20 protein-coding genes are annotated in these 24,275 nt (G+C 49.5%); 7 read left to right on the top strand and 13 right to left on the bottom strand.

Annotated elements, in window-relative coordinates; translation table 11 throughout:
• Positions 1–121: 121 nt before the first annotated feature.
• Positions 122–568, top strand: a complete 447-nt coding sequence (locus H141_RS0117455) for a helix-turn-helix domain-containing protein (protein ID WP_019677580.1) — start codon at positions 122–124, stop codon at positions 566–568.
• A complete protein-coding gene (gene malQ / locus H141_RS0117450) occupies positions 555–2,732 on the top strand; it encodes a 4-alpha-glucanotransferase (protein ID WP_019677579.1) in 2,178 nt (725 codons plus the stop codon). Before H141_RS0117455 ends, malQ begins: the two co-directional genes overlap by 14 nt.
• Before the next feature lie 213 nt (positions 2,733–2,945).
• Here the strand turns inward: malQ and H141_RS0117440 are convergent, their stop codons facing one another.
• The 6 genes from H141_RS0117440 to H141_RS0117415 all read right to left on the bottom strand — a co-directional run bounded on the left by H141_RS0117440 (position 2,946) and on the right by H141_RS0117415 (position 10,233).
• Positions 2,946–3,395: a hypothetical protein gene (locus tag H141_RS0117440; protein WP_019677577.1), complete on the bottom strand. Its 450-nt coding sequence runs from the start codon at positions 3,393–3,395 to the stop codon at positions 2,946–2,948.
• Positions 3,396–3,451: 56 nt separating this feature from the next.
• The gene (locus H141_RS0117435) at positions 3,452–4,579 is read right to left on the bottom strand and encodes a linear amide C-N hydrolase (protein ID WP_019677576.1); all 1,128 of its coding nucleotides are present in this window, start codon (positions 4,577–4,579) and stop codon (positions 3,452–3,454) included.
• 216 nt (positions 4,580–4,795) lie between these two features.
• Positions 4,796–4,930: a hypothetical protein gene (locus H141_RS21940; RefSeq protein ID WP_019677575.1), complete on the bottom strand. Its 135-nt coding sequence runs from the start codon at positions 4,928–4,930 to the stop codon at positions 4,796–4,798.
• Between the two features lie 230 nt (positions 4,931–5,160).
• Positions 5,161–5,424, bottom strand: a complete 264-nt coding sequence (locus tag H141_RS0117425; RefSeq protein WP_019677574.1) for a hypothetical protein — start codon at positions 5,422–5,424, stop codon at positions 5,161–5,163.
• Positions 5,425–5,641: 217 nt separating this feature from the next.
• Positions 5,642–8,068, bottom strand: a complete 2,427-nt coding sequence (locus tag H141_RS0117420; RefSeq protein ID WP_019677573.1) for an alpha/beta hydrolase family protein — start codon at positions 8,066–8,068, stop codon at positions 5,642–5,644.
• A 71-nt stretch (positions 8,069–8,139) separates the two neighbouring features.
• A complete protein-coding gene (locus tag H141_RS0117415) occupies positions 8,140–10,233 on the bottom strand; it encodes a M13 family metallopeptidase (RefSeq protein WP_019677572.1) in 2,094 nt (697 codons plus the stop codon).
• 199 nt (positions 10,234–10,432) lie between these two features.
• Here H141_RS0117415 and H141_RS0117405 point away from each other — a divergent pair, with 199 nt between their 5' ends.
• The 3 genes from H141_RS0117405 to H141_RS0117395 are packed head-to-tail and all read left to right on the top strand — an operon-like array spanning position 10,433 to position 12,640.
• On the top strand, positions 10,433–10,861 hold the full coding sequence (locus H141_RS0117405; RefSeq protein ID WP_019677570.1) for a DUF350 domain-containing protein: 429 nt from the start codon (positions 10,433–10,435) through the stop codon (positions 10,859–10,861).
• Between the two features lie 10 nt (positions 10,862–10,871).
• Positions 10,872–11,486, top strand: coding sequence for a DUF1190 domain-containing protein (locus H141_RS0117400; RefSeq protein WP_019677569.1), 615 nt, complete (start codon positions 10,872–10,874; stop codon positions 11,484–11,486).
• 5 nt (positions 11,487–11,491) lie between these two features.
• On the top strand, positions 11,492–12,640 hold the full coding sequence (locus H141_RS0117395) for a glutathionylspermidine synthase family protein (protein ID WP_019677568.1): 1,149 nt from the start codon (positions 11,492–11,494) through the stop codon (positions 12,638–12,640).
• 88 nt (positions 12,641–12,728) lie between these two features.
• On the opposite strand, the gene H141_RS0117390 is transcribed toward H141_RS0117395, so the two are convergent.
• Both H141_RS0117390 and H141_RS20570 read right to left on the bottom strand, forming a co-directional pair.
• Positions 12,729–13,277 carry a YdgH/BhsA/McbA family protein gene (locus H141_RS0117390; protein ID WP_019677567.1) on the bottom strand — a complete coding sequence of 183 codons (549 nt, stop codon included), beginning with the start codon at positions 13,275–13,277 and terminating at the stop codon, positions 12,729–12,731.
• Positions 13,274–13,876 carry a hypothetical protein gene (locus H141_RS20570; RefSeq protein ID WP_019677566.1) on the bottom strand — a complete coding sequence of 201 codons (603 nt, stop codon included), beginning with the start codon at positions 13,874–13,876 and terminating at the stop codon, positions 13,274–13,276. The genes H141_RS0117390 and H141_RS20570 overlap by 4 nt, the downstream gene beginning before the upstream one ends.
• Positions 13,877–14,317: 441 nt before the next feature.
• Here H141_RS20570 and argA point away from each other — a divergent pair, with 441 nt between their 5' ends.
• Positions 14,318–15,637 (top strand): amino-acid N-acetyltransferase, encoded by a 1,320-nt coding sequence (gene argA / locus H141_RS0117380; protein ID WP_019677564.1) that lies wholly within the window; start codon positions 14,318–14,320, stop codon positions 15,635–15,637.
• A gap of 5 nt (positions 15,638–15,642) precedes the next feature.
• Here the strand turns inward: argA and H141_RS0117375 are convergent, their stop codons facing one another.
• From H141_RS0117375 to H141_RS0117360, 4 genes are all read right to left on the bottom strand, one after another.
• The gene (locus H141_RS0117375; RefSeq protein ID WP_019677563.1) at positions 15,643–17,553 is read right to left on the bottom strand and encodes a methyl-accepting chemotaxis protein; all 1,911 of its coding nucleotides are present in this window, start codon (positions 17,551–17,553) and stop codon (positions 15,643–15,645) included.
• Between the two features lie 87 nt (positions 17,554–17,640).
• Positions 17,641–18,708 (bottom strand): glycerol-3-phosphate dehydrogenase/oxidase, encoded by a 1,068-nt coding sequence (locus H141_RS0117370; protein WP_019677562.1) that lies wholly within the window; start codon positions 18,706–18,708, stop codon positions 17,641–17,643.
• Positions 18,709–18,766: 58 nt separating this feature from the next.
• Positions 18,767–19,876: a glutamate 5-kinase gene (proB, locus tag H141_RS0117365; protein ID WP_019677561.1), complete on the bottom strand. Its 1,110-nt coding sequence runs from the start codon at positions 19,874–19,876 to the stop codon at positions 18,767–18,769.
• Positions 19,877–19,939: 63 nt separating this feature from the next.
• Entirely contained in the window at positions 19,940–20,452 is a 513-nt protein-coding gene (locus tag H141_RS0117360) for a DUF4124 domain-containing protein (RefSeq protein WP_033425635.1), read from the bottom strand.
• Positions 20,453–20,678: 226 nt separating this feature from the next.
• On the opposite strand from H141_RS0117360, the gene H141_RS0117355 reads away from it, so the two are divergent.
• Positions 20,679–21,311 carry a YiaD family glycine zipper/OmpA-like lipoprotein gene (locus H141_RS0117355; protein ID WP_019677559.1) on the top strand — a complete coding sequence of 211 codons (633 nt, stop codon included), beginning with the start codon at positions 20,679–20,681 and terminating at the stop codon, positions 21,309–21,311.
• Between the two features lie 80 nt (positions 21,312–21,391).
• On the opposite strand, the gene H141_RS0117350 is transcribed toward H141_RS0117355, so the two are convergent.
• Positions 21,392–23,977, bottom strand: coding sequence for a TonB-dependent receptor plug domain-containing protein (locus H141_RS0117350; protein ID WP_019677558.1), 2,586 nt, complete (start codon positions 23,975–23,977; stop codon positions 21,392–21,394).
• Positions 23,978–24,275 lie beyond the last annotated feature (298 nt).

The following is a 24,275-nucleotide window of genomic DNA, read 5'->3' as shown; positions in this document are numbered from 1 at the left end:
CGCTGCATACGTATGCAGTATGTTTAACTATAGTCCAACGTTGTTTTATGCTTGCACCAATTAATGGCAGTGATGGGCAAAGCCGGGATTTTGCTTTGCTGCCAATTTGGAGCACAGCACAATGACTATCGAAAGCCATGCTTTTTGGTGTTATCGGACAACCAGTGATGATGGGAACGGCAGGCGTAACAGCCATTTAACGTTCTTAAGGCAGCAGATTTGCCGGCAGTTACCACAGCTACCCAGATTAAAAGATACAGCCAAAGCACTGAATATCAGCAGCCGCTCATTGCAGCGTTATTTACAGGCGAACAATACCAGCTTTCGTCAGTTGGTAAACGAATGCCGCCACCAGCTGGCTCAGCAATATTTGCAAGAAAATACGTTTAACATTCAACAAATTGCTACCCAGCTGGGTTTTGAAGAACAAAGTAGTTTTCAAAAAGCATTTAAAAGCTGGCAAGGCTGTTCGCCCGGTGTATACCGCCAGCGTAGCAGCACCACAATAAGCCGATCTTATCCAGGGCAAACTCTGGCCAGCCGACAGGTGATGTATGGAACCAATTAAGCAACTCGCGGCATTAGCAGGCCTGCAAGACAGTTATGTGCACGCCCAGGGGCATATTGAGCATATTGCCCTGGCTGATCAGCAAGCCGTTCTTACGGCAATGGGTTACGATCTGGGCAGTGACGACGTTATTGCCCGGCAAATCCAGCAACTGCAACAGCAGCCGTGGGCCGAAATAGTTGCACCGGTGCAGGTACTGACCGCGCAGCAACCGCTGCAGGTTCGGGTGCAGCAACCTGCTGCTACTGCCCATAGCCATTGGCAATGGCAACTGTTGACTGAGCAGCAGCAAACAATTTCCGGGCGACTGCAAGTTGCCACCAGCGATATTATCGAACGCCAGCAGCTCTCAGGCGCCGACTACCTGGCCTTTAACCTGAGCATTGACGTTGCGCTCGAGCCAGGATATCACCAACTGACATTAACGCCTGAAACCGGCGCTGCAGAAACGGCCACTCCGGCTGTTACCCAAGGTTACAGCCAACAAATTATTGTTACCCCGGGCCGCTGCTTTCAGTTGCAGGATCAAGCGGTACTGCATAAAACCATGGGCCCGGCGGTGCAGCTGTATGCACTGCGTTCCAGTCGCAACTGGGGCATTGGCGATTTTGTCGATTTAAAAAATATGGTGGCGCCTTTAGCGGCGCTGGGCAACGATTTTATAGGCTTAAACCCGTTACATGCACTGTATCCCGGCTTGCCGCAAGATTGCAGCCCCTACAGCCCGAATAGCCGGCTGTGGCTGAATACGCTTTATGTCGCGCTGGAGTGCAGCCCTGAGTTTGCCGGCTGCGCCGCGGCACAGCAGTTACTGCAAAGCCAGCAATTTCAATCACGTTTACAGCGTTGCCGGGCTGCCGCCGATGTCGATTATCATGCGGTCAGTAGCCTGAAAGCAGAAATGGCTGAATTGCTATATCAGCATTTTAAACAGCAGCATCTGGCTATTAACAGCCAGCGGGCCCGGGATTTTCACCAGTTTGTTGAGCAAAGTGACCCCAGCCTGCTTGATCTGGCCCGCTATCAGGTGCTGCAGGCGGTATTGTTTCAGCGCGATATGCAGATGGCCTGCTGGCAGAATTTCCCGTCAGAGTACCAGAACCCGCAAAGCGCGGCAGTGCAGCAATTTGCCAGCGAGCACAGCGATGCTATCAATCAGCAGTTATACCTGCAGTGGCTGGCCCAGCAGCAACTGGCCGAGGTTAAACAAGAGTGTCAGCAACAGGGCATGGCAATTGGCCTGTATTGTGATGTGGCAGTGGGTGCCAACAGTAACAGTGCTGAAAGCTGGGGCGCACCGGAAGATTTTCTGATGCAACTGAGCGTTGGCGCACCGCCGGATATTATGGCACCGAAAGGCCAGAACTGGGGCTTGCTGGCTTATAACCCACAGACGCTGCGCCAGAAGGCATATCAGCCCTTTATTCAGCTGATCCGCGCCAATATGCGCTATGCCGGCGCCTTACGGCTGGACCATGTTATGGCCTTACTGCGGCTATGGTGTTGCCCGCCGGGCGCAGATGCCACAGCCGGTGGCTATATCGGCATGCCGGCTGAAGATTTATTTGCCATTATGGCGTTGGAAAGCCAGCGCAACCATTGCGTGGTAATTGGTGAAGACTTAGGTACAGTGCCGGTAGAAATTAGCCGGTTAATGGCAAAGTACCAGGTGTTGTCATACCGGGTATTTATGCTGGAGCAAAAGGCCGGTAGCTACCAGCACCGCGACCAAACCTATCCGGCACTGTCGCTGGCAACGGTTACCACCCATGATATGCCTACTTTAGTGGGTTACTGGCACGAACATGATTTAGCGCTGCGCCATCAGCTGGATTTATTCCCCAGCGCTGAGATTGCCGCCAATCTGGAACAACTGCGTAAAGATGAAAAGCAGCTATTGTGTAACGAACTTAAACTGGAGCACGGTAATGTGCAGCAACTGGTGTATAACAGCCACGTCTACCTGGCGGCCACTCCGGCCCGCTTAATGGCCTACCAGCTGGAAGATTTATTACTGGTTGCCACTCCGGTTAATATCCCGGGCACCAGCACCGAGTACCCAAACTGGCGGCGCAAATTGCCGGTTGAGTTTGAGCAATTGTTAAACCTGGCTGACGTGCGCGGACTAATAACAGCTATGGCAGAAAAACGGCGGGAAAGTTAGAAGGTTTGCTAATGATGACGGCCGTTAACAGAGAATAAGCATGCCAGCCAATATCCGGTGTTTTGCCACACAGCGGCAGAAAACCCCGGCTACCTTGAGGTAATGCAAGCTGCTTAAGTGAGCCTAAAACGCTCAGTTGTTCACCATATTTATGGTGTAGTTTCTGGGTTTGAAATGACATCTAATACCAGCAGCGCATTAGCGCAGCAAAGGTTACTGTGTCCTTGTTGAATTTTTTGTAAAGTATTTAGTGGTTAAGAAGCCACCAAGAAAAACAAACGCCGGGAGCACCCACACTGAAATATACGTCTTATAGCTAATTAGCTCTGCATATTGCGGAAATTGCAAGGCGAATGAGATTTCGCGATAAATAGTCTCCCCAAGATACAAAACAGTGACGACACAACTCACAGGTAACCATTTTGCAGCACTAATTTTGATGCCGACAAACGTAATGATCAAGGACGGTAAAGCAGACGCTGGATATATGGTACATAGATTCCAAATAAACAAACCTAACCAAATAAGATCGTTGGAACGATACCAATCAAAGTACCCTGCTGGTGTAGGAGCGGCAGCGGCAATGCCGACAAGTAAAATTACCACAGGGTAAAGTACTGCAAAAATTAGTAGACCGACCAGAATTTCCTTTTTGTACTTCAAGCTTGTTCTTCCTTAATGTTGTTACCCCGAAAAAGACGTTGCCTTGCCTGGCCTTGTTAGCGACCCGTGTCAGGCTCCGTGACGAACAGCTCGTGTACCGTGTGTTTCTTGCCAGCATCAACATCAATCATATGTTCTGTAACCATTGCAAAGTCGATTTTCGAGAGATCGATCATTCGAACCTCGCGATTATTCATTGTATGGAAGTAGTACCGTTTATTTGTCAGATCAGCAGCTGTGGTAATCTGAGTTGCACTCTCAATATCTGACGCGATTTTGTCAGGCTTACCTGTTACTCCTAAAGGGATGTTAAAGCCATCAAGGATTCTAAACGCCTCGAATACAGCATCGACAGAACTTGGCAATGATCGTGCGGTCGCAGTAAGTAAAGAGGCACGGACAAAACGTGATGGCGGCGTAAAGTCTCCGGGAAGACCAACAAGGCCGGAGCCGGCGCCAAATGGAGTTATTAATTCGCCTTCAATGGTTAAGGCAGCTGCAGGTTGTGTACTTAGGTTAAGATAATTTCGTAGATTCGTTAGATGCCAATCATAAGTTGGTGAATTAGTAATCACACCCTTGAATATATCGTAAACTTTAACTTCACCGCCGTTGATTATTTCTACAACAATGCCAGCCCCTGTCGAATCAGCGATCTTCCAGTGGAAAGGGAGTGGAACACCGCCAAAACGAGCATCTCGGACATCAACAACGCGCACCTTGTCCAGATTCTTTTTCACTTCCTCTACAGATGCGAACGATGAAAGCATCCACTGCATAAAATCGCCGACACTCATCGACCGAGCAGCATGTTTTTTGTCATATTTCGTGTAGTCGGCATACCCAGGAAAATAATAGGCCCCGACATAGAGCCCCATCTCATTCATAGCGTCCGGGCCATGTGGTTGATCATATGCCCCGACTGAAACCAATCCGAACTTACCCGTCCACGCTTTTCCGTTCATTCCGTCTGGTGTTTGTGCACGAAATGCTTTTCCACGAGGAAAAACGACGATCTGATTATGTTTTGCATCGCCCAAAGCCCACTCAACCGTCCGGGCAACGACAACACCTCCGTCGTCACTAGATAGAGAAATGCCGGTACACGCAAAGGCTGGCATAGAAGATGAAGCAAAGACGCACCCAAGCGCAAACGCAACTAAAAAATTGGTTTTTAACTTCATTTCTGCCTCTCATGATTGAATTGATAACTTCGTTTAAATAGTGCTAACGCCCAAATTTAGCGCGGAAAGCCGCGCAGCGGATTAGCAAAAAGCGACACAGTAAAATTTTTGCGCTATAATCGCCTTGATAGCTACACTATATTACTGATGTTAAAGTACTTTTAATTCACGGTGTAATTCATCAAGATTTGTCGTTTCTTTCAGAACAGGATGATTTTATTTGTAATCTTTTTCCACGACACCTGATTCTTTGAGGTGTTTTTCAAGCTTCATCTGTTTAGTGAACGCTATTATGCCAAAGGTCATACCGATAATGCCAAAGCTCATTCCAATAATACCAAATACTTCCATACTGTTGTTCCTTGTTATTTGAATTGTACGTTATGCCCGCATATTGATTTAGTTAACCCGTTTTCTATGGACGGTTTAAATTTCTAATTCACTTAAATTTTCTGACTTTTAAACCATTTTTGTAACAGCAGTAAATCTCAACGTGCAGCTAACGACCGCCACACACGCGAGCAACTTGTTGCGAGTCGAGCGGCCTTAGGCCGCGATGTTTAAGGCATTTGTTATAAGCTTCACTTAACAACTTTTTTAGGTTCCTCTAAAAACCACATAATTAATGTGCATTTTTTACAAATAAGAATTGATGCACTTCTATTTGCCCAATCTAAATTTATAAATGTTAGGCCTGCGGTATTTAATTGCGCTTCTCCAGTTTCAAAATGCTGATGTCCGCAATGGTTGCACTTTGCGTTTACACCATTGACTGTATATTGATCAACTTTTAAAGCTGCCGCTGCTCCCTTTAAACCTTTGCCGAGCGTCTTGAAAAATGACATCGGTATTCCTCTAGCTTATAACAGCTTAATATTTTGTAACGTCCACGCTTTCCTGACGTGTAAATTACATTCTATCTTTTGTAAATAAATTGAAGTTACCCAATAGCTCTTGGTATATCAACCTATTTATGGTGTGGTTTCTGGTACCTATGCTGCTGAATTAAAAAGGGCTGCGAATGCAGCCCTTTGGTTATCAGTAGCATAGCGTTAAGCGGGGTTATTCCGCCTCGGTTGGCGCGGTGTTTTTCACAAACTCATCCAGCCATTGCTGGGTTTCCCATAGCATATGCAACACTGATTCGCGGGCGCGGTAGCCGTGCGACTCCAGTGGCAGCATCACTAAACGCACAGTGCCGCCATGGCCTTTAACGGCCTGGTATAAACGCTCGCTTTGCATCGGGAAAGTACCCGAGTTGTTGTCGTCGGTGCCGTGGATCATCAGCAGTGGCGTTTTCAGCTTATCGGCATGGAAAAACGGTGACATCGCCAGATACAGGTCCGGGTCATCCCACAGGGTACGTTGCTCCCGCTGAAAGCCAAACGGCGTTAAGCTGCGGTTGTAGGCGCCGCTTCTGGCAATACCGGCTTTAAATAAATTGGTATGGGCCAGCAGGTTGGCTGTCATAAAGGCGCCGTAAGAGTGGCCGCCGATGGCAACCCGCTGTGGGTCGGTGACGCCACGGCTTACCCCGGCTGCAATGGCGGCTTCAGCATTTAATACCAGCTGTTCGATAAAGTTATCATTCGGTTCTACTTCACCCTCACCAACAATCGGCATAGTGGCGTTGTCCAGCACCGCATAGCCCTGAGTCGCCAGGAACTGCGGGGTCCAGTAACTTACCCGGTTAAAGCGGTACGGTGAATCAGACACCTGGCCCGCAGCAGCCGCATTGCGAAACTCCCGCGGGTAAGCCCAGATCACTGTTGGCAAGGGGCCATCGCGTTTGGCGTCGTAACCTGCAGGTAAAATCAGGTTAGCCGACATAGGCACACCGTCGCCGCGCTGGTAATTAATTAACTCGCGGCTAATGCCCAGCGTATGCGGCATCGGGTGTGGGGTATCGGTTAGTGCTGTCAGCTCACCGCTTTGCAAGTCGCGCAGATAAAAATCGGCCGGCTCGGTTGGGGCTTCGCGCTGAGTCAGCAACTTGCCGCTGGGCAGCAAGGTAATAGGGTACTCATAATAAGGTGCTTCTGAGCGCCATAACCGTTCGGTATCGCCACTTGCCAGCTGATATTTATCGATAAACGGCCGGTTGCCTTCTTCCGACGCCCCTGCTGCCGTCAGGTACACATGGCCCTGTTCTAAGCGCAGCAAACGCTGGCCGTTAGCGGCAGTAGTCAGTAATGGCCGGCCAGGATCAGCGTAACGATCTTCAGTAGAACGCTGCCATAATAAACGCGGTGCAGTGCTGCCATCCGGGCTGATTAACCAGACTTTTTCCTGCCGCTCCTGCCACCAACCTTCGTAAACCAGGGCGGTGTTGGCGTTGGCAGCCAGTAAATTGCGGAAGCGAAATGCCATATCCAACAGTTTTACCGGTTCGGCGCTAAAGGGCGCTGCCAGTTGCCATAACTGGTCGCGAACCTCTGCTTCGTTTGCCGGATCGCCACCATCGGCAGCCTGTGCCCAGTGCAGGGTAGCCGGTGCATCGTTGCGCCAGCTGACACTGCGGGGGCCGGTAACTACCGCATCAAAGGCAATCGGCAGGTTGTCAGCCACCGGCTGCTCAGCAACGGTGTAGCTGACCTTTCCCTCCAGGTTCCACACTTCTGTGTTATTGGCAAAGCGGAAGATGGGTACTGCATATGAAAACGGCGGCACCACCCGGTTCACCAGAATATGCTGGTTATCAGGCGACAGGCTAAAGCTGCGGATTAACGCGGGCTGGCCAATATTAGTGACCTTGTTTTTCAGGGTTATTTTTACCAGTTGGCTGCTAAAGTAATGATTGAACAACGCCTCGTCATGGGCGTCTTTTAATAAATCCTGATAGGTGCGGGCCGGGGCTGTGCGGCCGCGGGCTTCTGTTACCACCGGGCCGGCTGGTACTTTCGCTGCAACCGGGGCAGCGGGCCGCTTAGCGTCTACTGCCAACAAATATACCGCATCATTAGCGGCAGCCCACTCCAGCCGGGCGCCCTGTACAGCATTAGGCTGTAGCTTACCCCAGCGTTTGGCAGTGGCGTTTTTTGTATCAATCCGCCACAGGCTGCTGGCGTTATCATCCAGTTGCACCAAGGCGATATAACGGCTGTTGGGAGACCATTCAGCAGCAATCACTTTTAAGCTTGCCGGCAAACCTTTAATCGCCCGACTGCTACCACTGGCAATATCAATCAGGGTAACGCCGGCAATATAGCGCGGCTGGCTCGGGCCATTGTTGGCCGGATTTAACCTTACACCGGCCAGACGGTGCTCCGGCGCGGCTAAATCGGCCAGGCTGGGTAAGGCAGGGAACTGCAGGCTTAACAGCATTAAACCATCGGGGCTTAAGCTGGCACTGGGGGTGGGCGCCGCATCGACAATAGCGGTGATGTCAGCAACCGGCTGACGATAGCCCGTTTCAACCGCAGTGGCGCTAAGTTGGCTGCTTAGTAACAGCAGCATCAGACTCAGTGGTATCACTAAAAATTTGTTCACTGTTTAATTCCTTAGAGATGATAAAACACGCAGGCCGGCTTAAGCCGCCTGCGCTTAGTGGCTATCCCGCCTTACCAGATTTTTACCCGGACATCTTCTTCGCGGTACATCGCATCACCAGGCTTAACCTCGAATGCTTGATAAAACTCCGGCATATTCGACAGCACCCCCAGCACCCGGTACATACCTGGTGAATGTGGCCCGGTGATCACTTGCTGGCGCAGTGCTTCATCGCGGAACTTAATCCGCCATACCTGCGCCCAGCCCATAAAGAACCGTTGCTCCGGGGTAAAGCCATCGATAGTGGCAGCGGGCTGATCTTTAGTCGCATTCTGATAGGCTTTGTAAGACACCGTTAAGCCACCTAAATCAGCAATGTTTTCACCCAGCCCCAGTGCGCCCTGTAAACGCAGATCGTCAATCGGATTAAAGTTGCTGTACTGATCGATCATCCGCTGTGCCCGCTCACGGAACTGGCTTTCATCTGCAGCTACCCACCAGTCGCGCAGGTTGCCATCGCCGTCAGAACGCCGACCCTGATCGTCAAAACCATGAGTAAATTCGTGACCAATTACCCCACCAATGGCTCCATAGTTGACGGCATCATCTGCCTCGACATTAAAGAACGGTGGTTGCAGAATTGCAGCCGGAAACACTATCTCGTTCATAGTTGAACTGTAGTAGGCATTGACCGTTTGCGGCGTCATACCCCACTCATCCCGATTCACCGGCTGGCCCAGCCGGTCTACCATCCGCTGGTACTCACATTCAGCACTGCGCCGCAGGTTACCCAGTAAGTCGTCGGCGGCAATCGTCACACACTGGTAATCGCGCCAGACATCAGGGTAACCAATTTTGGTGTTAAATTTAGCCAGCTTGGCCTGAGCTTCAACCTTGGTTGCCGGGCTCATCCATTCCAGCTGGTCAATTGCCTCTTTGAAAGCGACCCGCAGATTTTCAATCATTTCATCCATCCGCGCTTTCGCTTCTGGCTGAAAATGCCGCTGCACGTACTCTTTACCAACCATAAAGCCCAGGTTGCTTTCCACGGTACTAACCGCCCGTTTTTCACGGGTGCGCTGTTCCTGCAGGCCACTTAGAATACGGCCATAAAAATCAAAGCTGGCGTTAACGAAAGGCTCGCTCAGGTTATTGGCATTAGCCCGCAATAAGTGAAACTTCAGGTATTGCTGCCACTGAGCCAGTGGCACTTCAGCCTGTATTTTGGCAAAGGCGGTAAAATAGCTGGGCTGACGCACCACAATATGTTCAATGTCGCCAAGCTGGGCGGCGCTTAAAAACTGGTTCCAGTCAAAACCCGGGGCCAGTTCTGCCAACTCTGCCTTGCTGAGTTTGTTATAAGTAGCGTTGCGGTCACGGTTCTGGATCCGGCTCCACTGTGCTGCGGCAAGCTTGGTTTCAATTGTCAGCACGTTGGCTGCAGCCTGTTCAGCGTCGCTCCAACCCGCCAGTTGCCACAGGCTTTCGATAAAGCTGCGATACTGGGCCAGTAAAACCTTACTGCGTTCATCGTCTTTTAAATAATAGTCGCGATCCGGCAACCCTAAACCGGCCTGACTGGCACCGGTAATGTATTGATCCGACTGGCGCTGATCCTGCCCGACATAAACCGCCAGCGGTGTGCCGAAGCGATAGCGCTGGTTTTCGCCCCAGTACTGGCTTAAGCCGGCCGTGCTCTGCAGGTTATCAATCCGGCTGACTTCGCCAGCTAATGGCGTTAACCCCAGCGCATTAATGCTGGCTTCGTCCAGAAACGAGCGATATAAATCAGCCATTTTCTGGGCATCTGAACCTGTTGCGTGTTCGCCGGCCGCCAGTTCCTGAATAATCGCCAGTACCTGTTTTTCGGCATTTTCCCGCAGTTCATCAAAACTGCCCCAACGCGCTTTGTCAGCCGGAATATCAGTGCTGGCTAACCAGTTGCCGTTTACGTAACGGAAAAAGTCTTGCTGCGGTGCCACGCTGGTGTCCATATTGGCAGGATTAATACCTGAACCCAGCGTCTGTTGCGATCCCTGCTGAGATTGTTGCTGAGCCGGTTCGGTTGATGATGAGGCGCTGTTTTTAGCAACCGGCTGGCTGCTGCAGGCGGCCAGACCAAGCGACAAGGCAACGCCTAACGCCAGGGCAGATACTTTATTCATAGTGGTTCCTTGGATAATGATGATTATTGTTTTAAATATACCCGAGTGTAAAAGCTCTGCCCTGGTTGTAAAGCATGGCAGGTTAACCCGCTGCCAGGCTGCGACAAAAGGTAAAGTGGCTGAGCCTTAGCGGTTTTACTTGAATTACGCCGGCTTTTTAAGCAGGATCAGTACTGGCATTTAATCGCAGGATATTTTGATGACAAACAGCACCATGTTAGACACCGCTTTTACCTCCCTGGCAGGCATACCCTCTTTTCTGGCTTACTTCGCGCTGGCTGTAGTGTTGCTGCTCATATTTATCAGGCTTTATACCTGGGTCACACCGCACGATGAGTTTGCGCTTATTCGCGCCAACAACCCGGCGGCGGCCATTGCCTTTGCCGGCGCTTTAGTTGGCTTTGCCTGGCCACTGGCCAGTGCCATCACCAATTCTATGTCATTACTCGATTGTGCTATCTGGGGCGCCGTGGCGTTAATAGTGCAGGTACTGACGTTTCTGGTCAGCAGTGCTGCACTGAAACAACTGCCAAACCGTATTACCCAGGGCGAGTTGGCCGCCGGTATTTTTTCTGCCGGTTGTTCCGTTACTGTCGGCATGTTAAATGCCGCCTGTATGACTTATTAAGGAGCATAGTATGAAGGTTCGTCCCAGTAAGCGCAGCCAGAAAGCTGCCCTGATTTTTATGTTACCTGCTGCGGGTCTGGTATTAAACGGTTGTGCCGAAAAGCAGGTCGAGGCTCAGGTATTCAGCACACCAGATGAGTGTGCCGCTTTTTATAACCCGCCTGAACAATGTCAGGCTGCTTTTGCCGAAGCCGAGCAATTGCATCCGAAAGTAGCACCGCGCTATGCCAACAAACAGGAATGTGAAGTCGATTTTGGTGCAGGCCAATGTGAAACGGCACCTGAGCAGCACCAGCAGGGCAGCTTTTTTATGCCAATGATGATGGGTTTTATGGCCGGCCAGATGCTTAACCGCGGCGGCTTAGCCCCGGCTGCAGGCCAGGCGGCCAGCCAGCAAACAGCGGCGGCCAGTGGTCGAAACACAGTACCGACCCAGCCTTTGTATAAATCGCGGGATGACCGCAATACTTTTCGTACCGCCACTAACACCGCAGTAGCCAGTCAGCCTGGTACTACCACTATCCGGCCCTCAGCTGTGCAGCCTAAACCGGCAACTCTGGCCCGGCGTGGTGGCTTTGGCGCTCAGGCAGCACAGCGCAGCGCCAACCGCAGTTACGGAGGCTAACAGCAATGAAACGGCATGCTATCGCGCCCCGGCCAGGCTGGCAGGACTTTGCCAACAGTGTCGGTTTTGCATTTCATACTATCGACAATGAACCCTACTGGGATGAAAGCGCCTATTATCAGTTCAGCCTGCAGCAAATTGAGCAGAACCTGGAAACGCCAACTGAAGAACTGCACCAGATGGCATTAGATCTGGTACCCGATATTCTGGCCAGCGAGCAACTGCTGCAGCAGCTGGCTATTCCAGAGCGGTTCTGGGATTACATTGCCGCCAGCTGGCGCAGCGGTGAGCCTCATTTATATGGCAGGATGGACTTCAGTTACGATGGCAATGGCCCGGCGAAGTTACTGGAGCTGAACTACGACACCCCGACTTCGCTATTTGAAACCGGTTTTTTCCAGTGGGTATGGCTCGAAGATCAGCTAATGCGCGGCCAACTACCACAGGGCGCCGATCAGTTTAATTCCCTGCAGGATAAGCTGGAACAAGCTTTTGCTCAGCTACCATTGGCCCAGCCTTTTTACTTTAGCAGTGTCACTGCAAGCATCGAAGATAAAGGTACTGTCGACTACCTGATGGACATTGCGTTACAGGCCGGTCTGAATTGCCGCTACATTCAGCTGGAGCAACTGGGTGATATTGACGGCCAGTTAGTGGATACTGATGGTTTTCCGATCAATGGCTTGTTTAAGCTGTATCCGTGGGAGTTTATGCTGCAGGAAGAGTTTGCCGGCACCATTCTGACCAGCAAAACTCAGTGGCTGGAACCGGGCTGGAAACTGCTACTGTCAAACAAAGGTATTTTACCGCTGTTATGGCAAAAGTATCAGGGCCACCCCAATTTATTGCCGGCCTTTTTTGCCGATAAGCAGCCGGTAGAAGCCGGTTGGGTGAAAAAGCCATTGTTTTCGCGCGAGGGTGCCAATATTGAACTGGTTACTGCCAATGGTCAGCGTTTGAGCGAAGACGGCCCCTACACCGACAGTGGCTATATCCGCCAGGCGTTAGCGCCACTGCCAAAATTTGGCGACAACTATACCCTGATAGGTAGTTGGGTTGTTGGCGACAGTGCAGCCGGCATTTGTGTCCGCGAAGACAATAGCCTGATCACTAAAGACAGCTCGCGCTTTTTGCCACATATTATTCTGGATTAATAAGCTGCCATCTTAATATTCAATCAAAAATTAAAAGCCAACATCTTATGTTGGCTTTTATGTTTGGCGGCTAGTCTGGTTCGCCAACTTACTGCAACGCGTTAATAAAATCCTGGTCAGAAAACAGATTTTTTATCAGTTCCTGTATTAATACCGCATAATTTGCCTGACCATTTGGAATGGCTATAGCACCGATAAATGATGACTCAATGTCCGTTTTAGCTGAGACTACCTTATCAAATACTATGACATCATTCGACTTAACCATGAACTTTACGCTGATAACGCCATCACCTTTTGAAAAACCCGAAATGTCGATATCGTTTTCCAGTATCTCACCACTAACCTCGTTAGTGGAAACTGCCGACCATAGTTTGGCCAGTTTCAATTCCTGAGTCAGTGCATCACTTAAATATTCACCATAACCTGCCCCCACAGATGAACGCATCGGTGAACCACGCAATGATATTTTATTAAGTTTTTTATCTGTGGCGAAAGTTCCTACCGAAAGTGGCTGAATGCCTGAGCGCTTAATAAGCTGGTTGTTATCGATAGACGTGGCATAGGGGGGGGTGTACATACTGCAACCACTAACGGTGATAACCAGCAATAGCACCAAAGTACGTAAAATAATCACAGTGTTACTCCTGAACTAACCAAATCATCAAAATCAGCTTTTTCCAGTTCAGCAGCCATTTTTAAGAATGCAGCTTCAGTTGCCCTCCGAGCAGCCAGCGAAAAATCTGCCTTAAACTCATCAAACTCTGCAGCACCCTCGCTTTCCACTGTCTTACTCCATACTGTATTACCATCAGCATTCAGCGCATTTACAGTAAGCTTTACTGTAAAACTGGTAGGTGGCCAGGTAAACAGACTACTGGATTTGGAGTTGGTGATTAGTTTTGGCACAAAAACAAGTTTAATATCGTTGCTGGCGATAAAGCTTTCATCACCTAAGGTTGTTAAAGGAAAAACATCTTTAAATTTATTATTAAGCACGGTGTACAGAACAGATTCCGTGTCTTTATAAGGTGCATAACTGACTTTATCACCACCGCCGCCAGGGGTTTTAACCTGCTTAACTTTATCGGCTGCTGATATGTAGTAACCTACCACTGCATCAGATTTATTAGCTGACTCAGTGAATTGGTCCATTTTTGGATTCAATTGAATTTGATGAGCACAGCCAGACATAAATAATAGGGCCGGAATCAATATAATTAGTTTTTTTATCATTAACTTCACCTGAGATATATTTTTTTAGTTATGAAAAATGCAGATACTGGCAGGATTAAGATAGGAATTTATCATGGCCTCCTTGCCAAAATAAGCGCGACTAAAATAACTCTTTAATATAAAAAAACAACTACTTTTACATAAAAAATATAAATAAATAAAAGACTAACAATATGACAACAGGCCGCAGCCTGTTGTCAGTTAAACGCTACGTCTGTCTCCTTCTTTTGCAAAACTTCTGCCGCAGCTTTGCCAGTCATTCCCTTCGCTGGCAACACTACCCCGACAGCGAAAAGAATAAATATGCTCAAAAAGTGGATATTAACCCACAATTCACATAAAATGCCGACGTTGCGGTAGCCAAAGTTGGCATTTTGTCATCTTACTGCCATCTTTATAGCTTACACCGTTAATGTCTTAGCAAAAGGAAGCCTCTTACCCGTGCGTACTACTGAACTTGTCTCCGGTTTTCGCCAATCTGCCCCCTATGTTAATGCTCACCGTGGTAAAACCTTTGTGGTGATGCTCGGCGGAGAAGCGATTACCCAGCCGGGTTTTCGTAGCATTATTAATGATATAGCCCTGCTCAACAGCCTGGGAATTAAAATTGTACTGGTGTATGGTGCCCGGCCGCAAATTAATCAGGCGTTGGGCCTGGCCGGGCTGGAGCCTACCTATCACAACCGGGTGCGGGTGACTGACGATGACTCTTTTAGATTAATTAAGCAGGTAGCCGGCGCCTTACAGCTGGACATTACTGCCAGACTATCGATGAGTTTGAGCAATACACCAATGCAGGGCGCGCAAATTAACGTGGTTAGCGGTAATTTTGTTATTGCCCAGCCATTGGGGGTGGATGAGGGCATTGATTATCACCACAGCGGCCGGGTGCGGCGGATTGATGCGGCCGGTATCCGCCGCCAGTTAGATAATAACGGCATAGTACTAATGGGGCCCATCGCTGCCTCAGTAACCGGCGAAAGTTTTAACCTGACTGCTGAAGATATTGCCACTCAGGTCGCAATAAAACTGAAAGCCGATAAAATGATTGGCTTCAGTGAAGTAGGCGGTATTACCGATGAAGCCGGAGATATTATTGCCGAATTAATGCCGAATGAAGCCGAAACGATTCTGGATAATTTGTCTGAAAACACCGAGGCCTGTCCGGGTACCCTGGCATTTTTACATGCGGCCATTATGGCAACCCGGGCCGGCGTGCCACGCTGCCATTTAGTCAGCTACGATGAAGACGGCGCCCTGCTGCAGGAGCTGTTCTCCCGCGATGGTATCGGTACTCAGATTGTAACCGAGTCGGCTGAAAAGTTACGCCGGGCCACTATCAGCGACATTGGCGGTATTTTAGATTTGATCCGGCCGCTGGAGCAGCAAGGCTTGCTGGTACGCCGCTCACGTGAGCAGCTGGAAATGGAAATTGACTACTTTACCTTAATTGAACGCGATGGCCTGGTGATTGGCTGCGCCGCTTTATATCCCTTTATCGATGAAAATGTCGGCGAATTTGCCTGTTTAGCGGTTCACCCCGATTACCGGGATGCAGACCGGGGTAGCCTGCTGTTAAAGCACATTATTCAGCAGGCCCGCCAGCGCCGCTATGATAAGGTATTTGCCCTGACTACCCGCAGCATCCACTGGTTTTTAGAGCAGGGCTTTGAGCTGGTTACCGTGGATGATTTACCCAGCCAGAAAAAACAGCTGTATAACTATCAACGTCGCTCAAAAATCCTGGCCATTACCTTATAAACCGGCTAGACGATAAACCGGTCGATCAGCCGGTTTAACTCACCAGATAACTGACGCAACCGCACACTGAAATCAGCCAGCTTAGTGGCTGAGCCGGTACTGTCGTCAACCAGTTGCGCCACACTGTGTACGCTTTGTCCTAAATGCTGTACCACCGCGGCCTGCTCATCGGTAGCCGTTGCCACTTGCCGGTTCAGCTGATCCAGCTCCCGGATGCCGTCCACGATATGTTGTAGTTCAGCGGTAGCCTCCAGCATGGCCTGGGCACTGCGGCTGGCCTGCTGTTTACCCTGCTCAGCAGCACCCACTGCCTGCTGCGATTCCGTTTGCAATTGGTTGATCATTTGCTGAATTTCGTCGGTGGCGCTGGCGGCTCGCTGGGCTAGTTGCCGCACCTCATCTGCCACGACCGCAAAACCGCGACCATGCTCGCCAGCACGTGCCGCTTCAATGGCCGCGTTTAATGCCAGTAAGTTGGTTTGCTCCGAAATAGCCCGGATAACATTAAGGATGCCGCCGATTTTATCGCTGTTCTTGGCAAGGGTACTAACCACCGCAGCAATATGATCTACTTCGCGGGTAAGCTGCTGCAGGCTCTGACTGGTATCACTTATTACCGTCAGGCCGCGGCTGGCATTCTCGTTGGTATGTTCGGCTGTATCTGCCGCCTTAGCCGCATTGCCCGCTACCGTACTGATAGTGGCTGTCAACTGCTCTATTGCCGTGGCGATGCCATTAAGTCTGTCGCGCTGCTCCTGTGCCAGATCGCGATTCTGGCTGGCGCTGTCATTGACCTGAGTAGCTGACTGCTGTAATTGTTCACTTTGCTGATGCAGCTGGGTGATCAGGCCATGGATTTTCGCCACAAAGTTGTTAAAACCACTGCCGATCTGCCTGACTTCCAACGCACCGTCGGCTGGCAACCGTTGCCGTAAATCACCATCACCGTCACCGATATCTGCCAGAGTTTCAGCAACAGAATGCAAACGACGGGTTAACGAGCCCGCCAGCAACCATGCCAGTAAACCAGCCAGCAAGGTCGCCACCAGGCCGGTGATAATTAAAGTTGTGCGTAGCTTTTTTACCGGCGCTAACACTTCAGCCAGTGGCACCTGGGCAACAACTGACCAGATGGTTCCTGCCACAGGCACGCTAACCAGCAATAAGTCGTCGGTGATCTCGCTGCGCAAACGATTGTCGTCTGCCAGTCGCTGCGCCACCTCGTTGCCATATAGCTCTGCCATGGTTTGTTTGCCAATCAAGCTGCTTTCGGGATGAATGGCAATATTGCCATCGCGATCGGCCAGATAAGCCAGACCGCTGTCAGCAATACGGATACTTTTCAGAAACTCCACCATCTGATCCAGAGACACAGCAATACCGGAAAGCCCACGGCCATTAAGTTGCTGATAGTTAACAAACATCAGTACCTGTCCATCAGGCTCAGTGTACAGGCTGACATTAGTCGCCGCACCAGAATCACGAAAAGCAAAAAACCAGCCGTCTTGCTCAGGGTTCAATACCCTTAAAAAGCCGTCAAATTTCCAGTAGCGGCCAGTTTGCCGATCGGCCCACGACGCTGCATCCAGCCCAAGTTGCTGCTTCACCTGATTAATTTGCTGCAGCAATAACGCTTCGCCTTCTGCCGCAAAGCCCTGTTCAGCCCAACGTAAAATATATGGGTTTTCTGCCAGTTGCTGGGTGGCTGTGGTCATCTGAACGATTTGCCCTTCCAGCGTCTGGCTAACCTGCCGCACCACTGCCGGCATTTCATGTTGCAGCATCCGGTCGAGTACCAGTTGCTTGGACTGGCGATACGCCAGCACGCCACTCAACACTGAACTAAGCAAAATCAATAACACCAGCACCAATACAAACTGTTGTTTTACGGCCATTTTATTAAAAGCTGAAAACATCCTGACCCCTGTCAGTAAATTTAATTATTGAAAATAATACTGATTTTATATGACAAAGCGAGTTTTTATCGCCGTTTGCTACGCTCTTTAATTGCTGGCAACCGCCTGGCTAACCTGTTTTCCCAGCGCCCGGGCGGTGGTCCATTTGCCACCCGATACGGTCAACAGCTGGCCTTGCCAGTTAAGCTGGTACTCACGACTGGCTTTGCTGGCATTGGCACTGCCAGCGAGTAGCGGCCGCACTCCGGCAAAATCGGCCAGCACAGTGGAACTGTCGGCTGACGGTTGAAAGTAATGGTTATATAGGTTCAGTAAATACTCACGCTCAGCGGCAGAGCACTTGATAGCCTCATCCAGTTGCTGCCTGACTTCTGTGGTACCAAGTAGGGTATTACACTGATAAGGCAATACGAAAACGATGCGCGCTTCACCCGGCACTTCCAGCATATGACCGTAACGACTGATTGGCGGTAACAGTAAATGGCTGCCGCGCACTAAATCCAGCGCTTGCTGGGGTAAGCCTGATTGCTGCAATAATTGCTGGCTCCAGGGCCCGGCAACGTTTACCACCCGGTCAAATTGCTGCCAGCCGCTGCTAAGTAATACCCTGCCCTCAGCAGTTACTTTTAGTACCGGGCTATGCTCAACCAGTTGCACCCCGGCTTTAGTGCATTGCTGCGCCATCCACAACCCCAGTTTCCGGTCATCCATCTGGCCATCGAAAAACAGATAAGCGCCGGTTAATCCTGCGGCGGCTAAATGAGGTGAACAGCGCAATGTCTGTTGCGGTGTGAGCCAGCGATGGCGGCCAATACCTTTGCGACCGGCAAAAGTATCATACAGCCATAAGCCAATTTTAAGTTGCCAGCGGGGTCGACGGGAATCGCGGTAAATAGGGTAAAGAATGGGCAGACGCCTGGTAAGCTGCGGGGCTTTCTTCAACCACCAGCGCCGCTCCTGCAACGCTTCACGCACCAGTCGGAACTCGCCCTGCTCCAGATAGCGCAAACCACCATGCAACAGCTTAGAAGATGCGCTGCTGGTTGCCGCCATTAAGGTGTCACGTTCAAACAATGTGACCTGGTGACCGGCCAGTGCTAATTGCCAGGCACTGGATAAGCCATTAATGCCTCCCCCCACTATCGCCAGCTTCATCAGTATTCCTTAACTTATTTAAGTAGCAGCATATCTGATAACCACGTTACAGCGAGCACTAGCTGTTAAGCAATACTAAATCGTTTCGGTGTACCACTACTTCACTGGGACAGTAACCAAGCACTGCAGCGATGTCTTTGCTATGCAAGCCCTTAATTTTGGCCAGTTCCTGCGAACTGTACTGACTAATCCCTTTAGCAAGGGGCTGTTGCAAAGCGCCGGTAATCAGTACTGCATCGCCCTTATCAAAATTGCCGCTGCTACTGACAATACCACTGGCAAGCAATGAAGCGCCATTTTGCTGTAAAGCAATACAAGCGCCAGCATCAACCTCAACCACGCCCTGCTGCTTCAAGGTATTTAATAACCAGTGTTTTTTCGCACTCAACCGGTCTTGCTGCCGGACAAAGCGGGTTCCCGCTGTTAAGCCAGCCAGCAAGCGTTCGAAGCTACCAGCATCCTGGCCATTGATGATTAGAGTGTCAATACCCGCTTTAGTGGCTTTGTCTGCCGCCTGAATTTTGGTCTGCATGCCACCGGTGCCAATGGCATGGTGACTGCCGCCAGCCATGGCGTATATGGCACTGGTTACCTGAGCCACTTCAGCAATATGTTGGGCGTTCGGTTCCAGCCTGGGGTTGGCCGTATATAAACCATCAATGTCAGAACAGATTAGCAGCACATCGGCATCGACAACTATCGCCACTAAAGCGGCTAAGTTGTCGTTGTCACCCACTTTCAGCTCCGCTGTTGCCACCGAATCGTTCTCATTAACAATGGGTAAAACCTGATTTGCCAGCAGGGTACGCAGGGTATTGTCGATGTTCAGATAACGGCGGCGGTCTTGCAGGTCGTCATGAGTCAGCAGGATTTGGGCACAGTCAAAGTCAAACAGCTGGCTCCAGCTGGCCATCATCCGGCTTTGCCCTACGGCGGCCATAGCTTGTTTAACATTAATTGGTAATGGCTGCTGCTTAGCAGTGATGGCGTTGCGCCCCGCAGCGACACTGCCTGAGGACACCAGTACCACTTCCTTTCCAGCTAACCGGCACTCGGCAATAAAGCGGGCAATTGTTAACAGGTAGCGGGTAGAGCAGCCATGTGCTGACGGGGCAATTAACGCACTGCCTACTTTAATAACGATACGACGCCAGGACGTAAAAGCCATAACATACTCCCGCTGAATGATGGCAGCAGCTTACGATTTAGGCGTCTATATGTCTATAAATTTTTAATTCCGAGCCATCGCCACGTCACATTCGCCGGCAGTCAGATGGGTAAAGTTGCCGTAAGCCGCAATAACCAGCTCGCGCTCGTTATGACGTCGAACGTGCCAGCTAACCTGGCCACTGCCAAAAGCGGGATGGTCAATAACAAAATTGCCCGTCCGTTGCCGGATATTGTAATTAAACGTGTCCTGGCGCTGCCCTTGCTGAATATGCTGGGTCATCCGATTTTCAGCAAACACCCAGGTTTTGCTAAACGTCTCATCCCGGTATACGGTACCGTCCAGCACTTTGGAAGTACCCAGTTCACACCAGCTACCATCGAGCATTGCCATAGGCTCGTGCTTTTTCTGTTCGCCGAACAGCATATCAATTTGCGCTTCGTCACCAGTGATACAAGCCGATCCCTGAAATACCACACTGCCATCTGCTGCAGTGCATTTAAACACGCTGGCATGCGCTGCCTGAGTTAACCCCAAACCTAATAACAAACAAAAACAACGAATTATAATTATCATTACTGTATGTCCTGATTGTTTTAAACTGCGGGCAGCCATTCTTGCTACCCAAAACCCGGTTACCTTACCCAAAAAACCTGCGAAAGGGAATTCTATTTACATTAAATCTACATGATATCTTTTTAGAAGAGTGTAAAGAATTCACTAACACTTGAGTAATTTATTAAGTTCAGCAGCAATTCAGAGAACAGTGTTATGCTCGTTTCATAATTCTAAGGAGTATGTTATGAAATTGATGTCTTTTGCAGTTACTACCCTCGTTGCCAGCTTGGTATTAGCGGGTTGTGCTAATCAGTCTAACGCTACCAGAGGGGCAGCTATTGGTGCTGTAGCCGGAGCCATTGCCGGTAAAGCTACCGGCAATCATAAAGATAAGCGTTTAGTGATTGGAGCTGCTGTTGGCGCTTTAGCTGGTGCAGCTGTTGGCAGCTACATGGACAATCAGGAAAAGGCCATGCGGGAAGAGCTTAGCGGCTCTGGGGTAAAAGTTATCCGGGATGGCGACATATTAAAACTGGATATTCCGGCCCAGCTTACTTTTGATATTAACCGCTCTGATATTAAATCTAATTTGTATCCGGTATTTAATGATATTGCCAAAGTACTGCGCGATTATGAAAAGACTATGTTGGTTATCGCCGGCCATACTGATGATACCGGACCATACCAATACAATATGAATCTGTCGATGGCCCGCGCTGATGCAGTTAAAAACTACTTAATGGCCCAAAACGTGCAATCTATCCGACTGGAGACCCAGGGTTATGGTCCTAACTATCCGGCAGTAGCCAATACCTCTGATGCCAACCGGGCGCAAAACCGCCGGGTCGAAATTCATATAGAGCCTATTGTTGAATAGAATTCACCGATAGCAAACTGACAAGAAAACAGCGCGTTATAGCGCTGTTTTTATTTTTGTTATTAAACCTTTAGTTACAACTAAAAACGATAGCTGACCTTGCCGTAAACAAACTGACCGCGAGGGTTATGAACACGTGATACATAACCATACAGGTCGGCATCACCATCGCCAATTGCAAACGGCGGATCTTCATCCATTGCATTATTCATTCCCAGCACAAGTTGCGTTTTGTCGTTCAGATTGTAACGAAGCTGCACATCCAATAGCATTTGTGCACTAATCGAACGAGTTGACGTGCTTTCAACTTCACTTGGCGCGGCATAGTCTTCAAACTCACCAATGTAACTAAGGCTGGTAACAACACCCCAGTCCCCATGGCTCCAGTCGGCAGCTGCTAACCAGCGGTGTTGCGGGTAGTTATATTCTCCGGCGTAGTCGATACCGTTCTTTTCAAATTTACTGATGAATGACCAATCCAGATTAAAACGGACCTGCCCCATATCCTGCAAAGCTAATCGGTATGATGTAGAAAGATCAAGTCCTGTCGCTTCCTGCGAACTGACATTAACGTAACTGTTAAAAAGACGTGATAGTTCACCCAGAGTTTGACCTGGCAAAGGATCTAAACGAACACATACAGTACTGTTCTGATTATTACACTCGGCGTTATACACATTCTCAAAATCATTCTTATCAATTTTGTTGTCCTGAGTAATGCTCCAGATATCTACCGTGATATCAAACTCATCATTAACCTGCCATACCGCCCCTATGTTAAAGGTTTCTGACTCTTCTGGCTGCAGGCCCTCACTGCCAACAAAGACTATAGTGTAGTCAGTAGCCGCACACGCCGGGTTAGTCGGGTCAGCTGTTGGACAGCGAAATGTATCGGTAAAAAATACCGACTCCTGAGATGGCCCCAGACCGATTTGAGCCAGAGAAGGCGCCCGGAAACCCTGACCAAATGATGCGCGCAACGTAAAATTATCCATTGGTCGCCATTTCATGGTGAATTGCGGGTTTGTGGTAGATCCAAAATCACTGTAGTGGTCGTATCGGCCCGCGACGGTGAACTCCAGCGTGTCATCAATCGGAATAAGTAACTCAACATATGCTGCATATTGATCCCGCTGGGCCTGGGCAGAAACAGACTCGGTACCAAATATAAGACCTCGTTGGAATTGGTCATCAGGTTGATCAAACGCATCTTCTTCGCGGTACTCCAAACCGGCAGCTAGTGAAACCATCTGGTCGCCCAGTGCAAAGGCTTCACCACTAATGCTGGCGTCATATGCAGTAATATGCGACTCGCCCCGACGAACCAATGACGTGGTTATCGCGTCAATCACCTCTGGCGAGTTGTACACGCCACCAAACGGATTATAATTACCAAGATTAATTTGTTCTTGCAGGAAGTCAGTTCTTACCCAGCCTTGCTGCTTACTGCCGGTCTGCATAGACTCACTACGGCCTTTCTGAGCAGAGACATCCCAGTCCCAGTTTTGCAACTGACCGCGCAATCCCACCACCAGCCTTAATGAATCAGATTCTATATCCCAGACTCGTGGCCCGGCATCTACTGTACGGAAACGGTTTATTGCGATGTCTTCATCAAAAGGGTTGTTTGGGTGAGATCCAGGCACAGTCAAACCGGCATCACCGTCTAGCGGGGTCGCAGCTCCGGAAGCCTGCGAACGGTTATGTTGCACAGCCAGCTCGACATAACCCTGTAAGTCAGTAGTAAATTGCTGACTGCCCTGAAAAATTGCACCAACCCTTTCAGCTTCAGGCACAACCATGCCAAAAGGACCATAGTCAAATACACAGGTTTGGCCAAATGCCTGACCTGCCGGGCAGCCCGGATCAATTCGGGTTTCGCCATTTACAATAAAATTACCAGGAAAACCGCGCGATGAACGGAAATCATTTCCGCCATATGGCGCCTGGTTAGCGGTACCGAACCGGCCCATCTCTGCCCCGGTAATCACAGTATTTTTAAAGTAATCAAGAATAAGGGTGGCATTTGCGTCATCTGTTTCAGTGCCCCAGACTAAACTTGCCGATGTTTCATCATAAGATGGACCGGTAGTACCACCATGACTAACACTCAGCTCAGCGCCATCAAAATCTTTGCGCAAAATAATGTTAACAACGCCAGCGACAGCATCTGAACCGTAAACAGCTGACGCACCATCCTTCAGAATTTCAATGCGTTCAATGGCGGCAACCGGTATAGAGTTAATATCAACAAAAGAGTTGGCAATGTTTTCTGCAAAAGCGCTGACAGCTACCCGACGACCGTTGATTAGCACCAGCGTTGCATCAGATCCAAAGCCACGCAAACTAATGGCAGCCCCACCATTGGCGGTAGAATCCTGATTATTACCGCGGGTAGAGAAGGTGCCTGTACCGGCAACTGGGGTTCTCTCCAACAGTTGCTGCAAATTTGCGAAACCCGACTTGGCAATGTCATCCCGGCTAATGACATCAATTGGCGCAGCGCCTTCCATATCATTCCGTTTAATGCGGGAACCAGTAACTTCTATTCTTTCAACCTGCTCAGAAGTAGCTTGCTCACTATTCTGCTGAGCTGTACTCATCCCACTATAAATCAGGGAGTTTACTGCCAGCGCACAGAGGGAATATTTAAATAACGTGTTCATATGCTTCCTTATTGTTATTTTCGTTGCGTGATACAGCTTTGATTGCAACCATGGTTTAGCATAAAAAACAGCAAATTAACACTGGGCCGTATAAATTAACCTGAATAGAAAATTCGGGAGGAGACTTAACATCGTAAATACAAAAAGGCCCCGCGCTGCGGAGCCTTTAAGCTGCTTGAATCATTACAGAACTATTAGGGCTTGTTGATCTTTCGTGATGGATTATTAGACAGCATGATGGGCTGGTATAATTACTTTCGCCAAAAACTAACCATGACAACCCATCATGCCAAGAACA

Source organism: Arsukibacterium perlucidum DSM 18276 (assembly GCF_000382165.1).
GTDB classification, from domain to species: domain Bacteria; phylum Pseudomonadota; class Gammaproteobacteria; order Enterobacterales; family Alteromonadaceae; genus Alishewanella; species Alishewanella perlucidum.
This window is presented reverse-complemented; position numbering and strand designations above follow the sequence as displayed.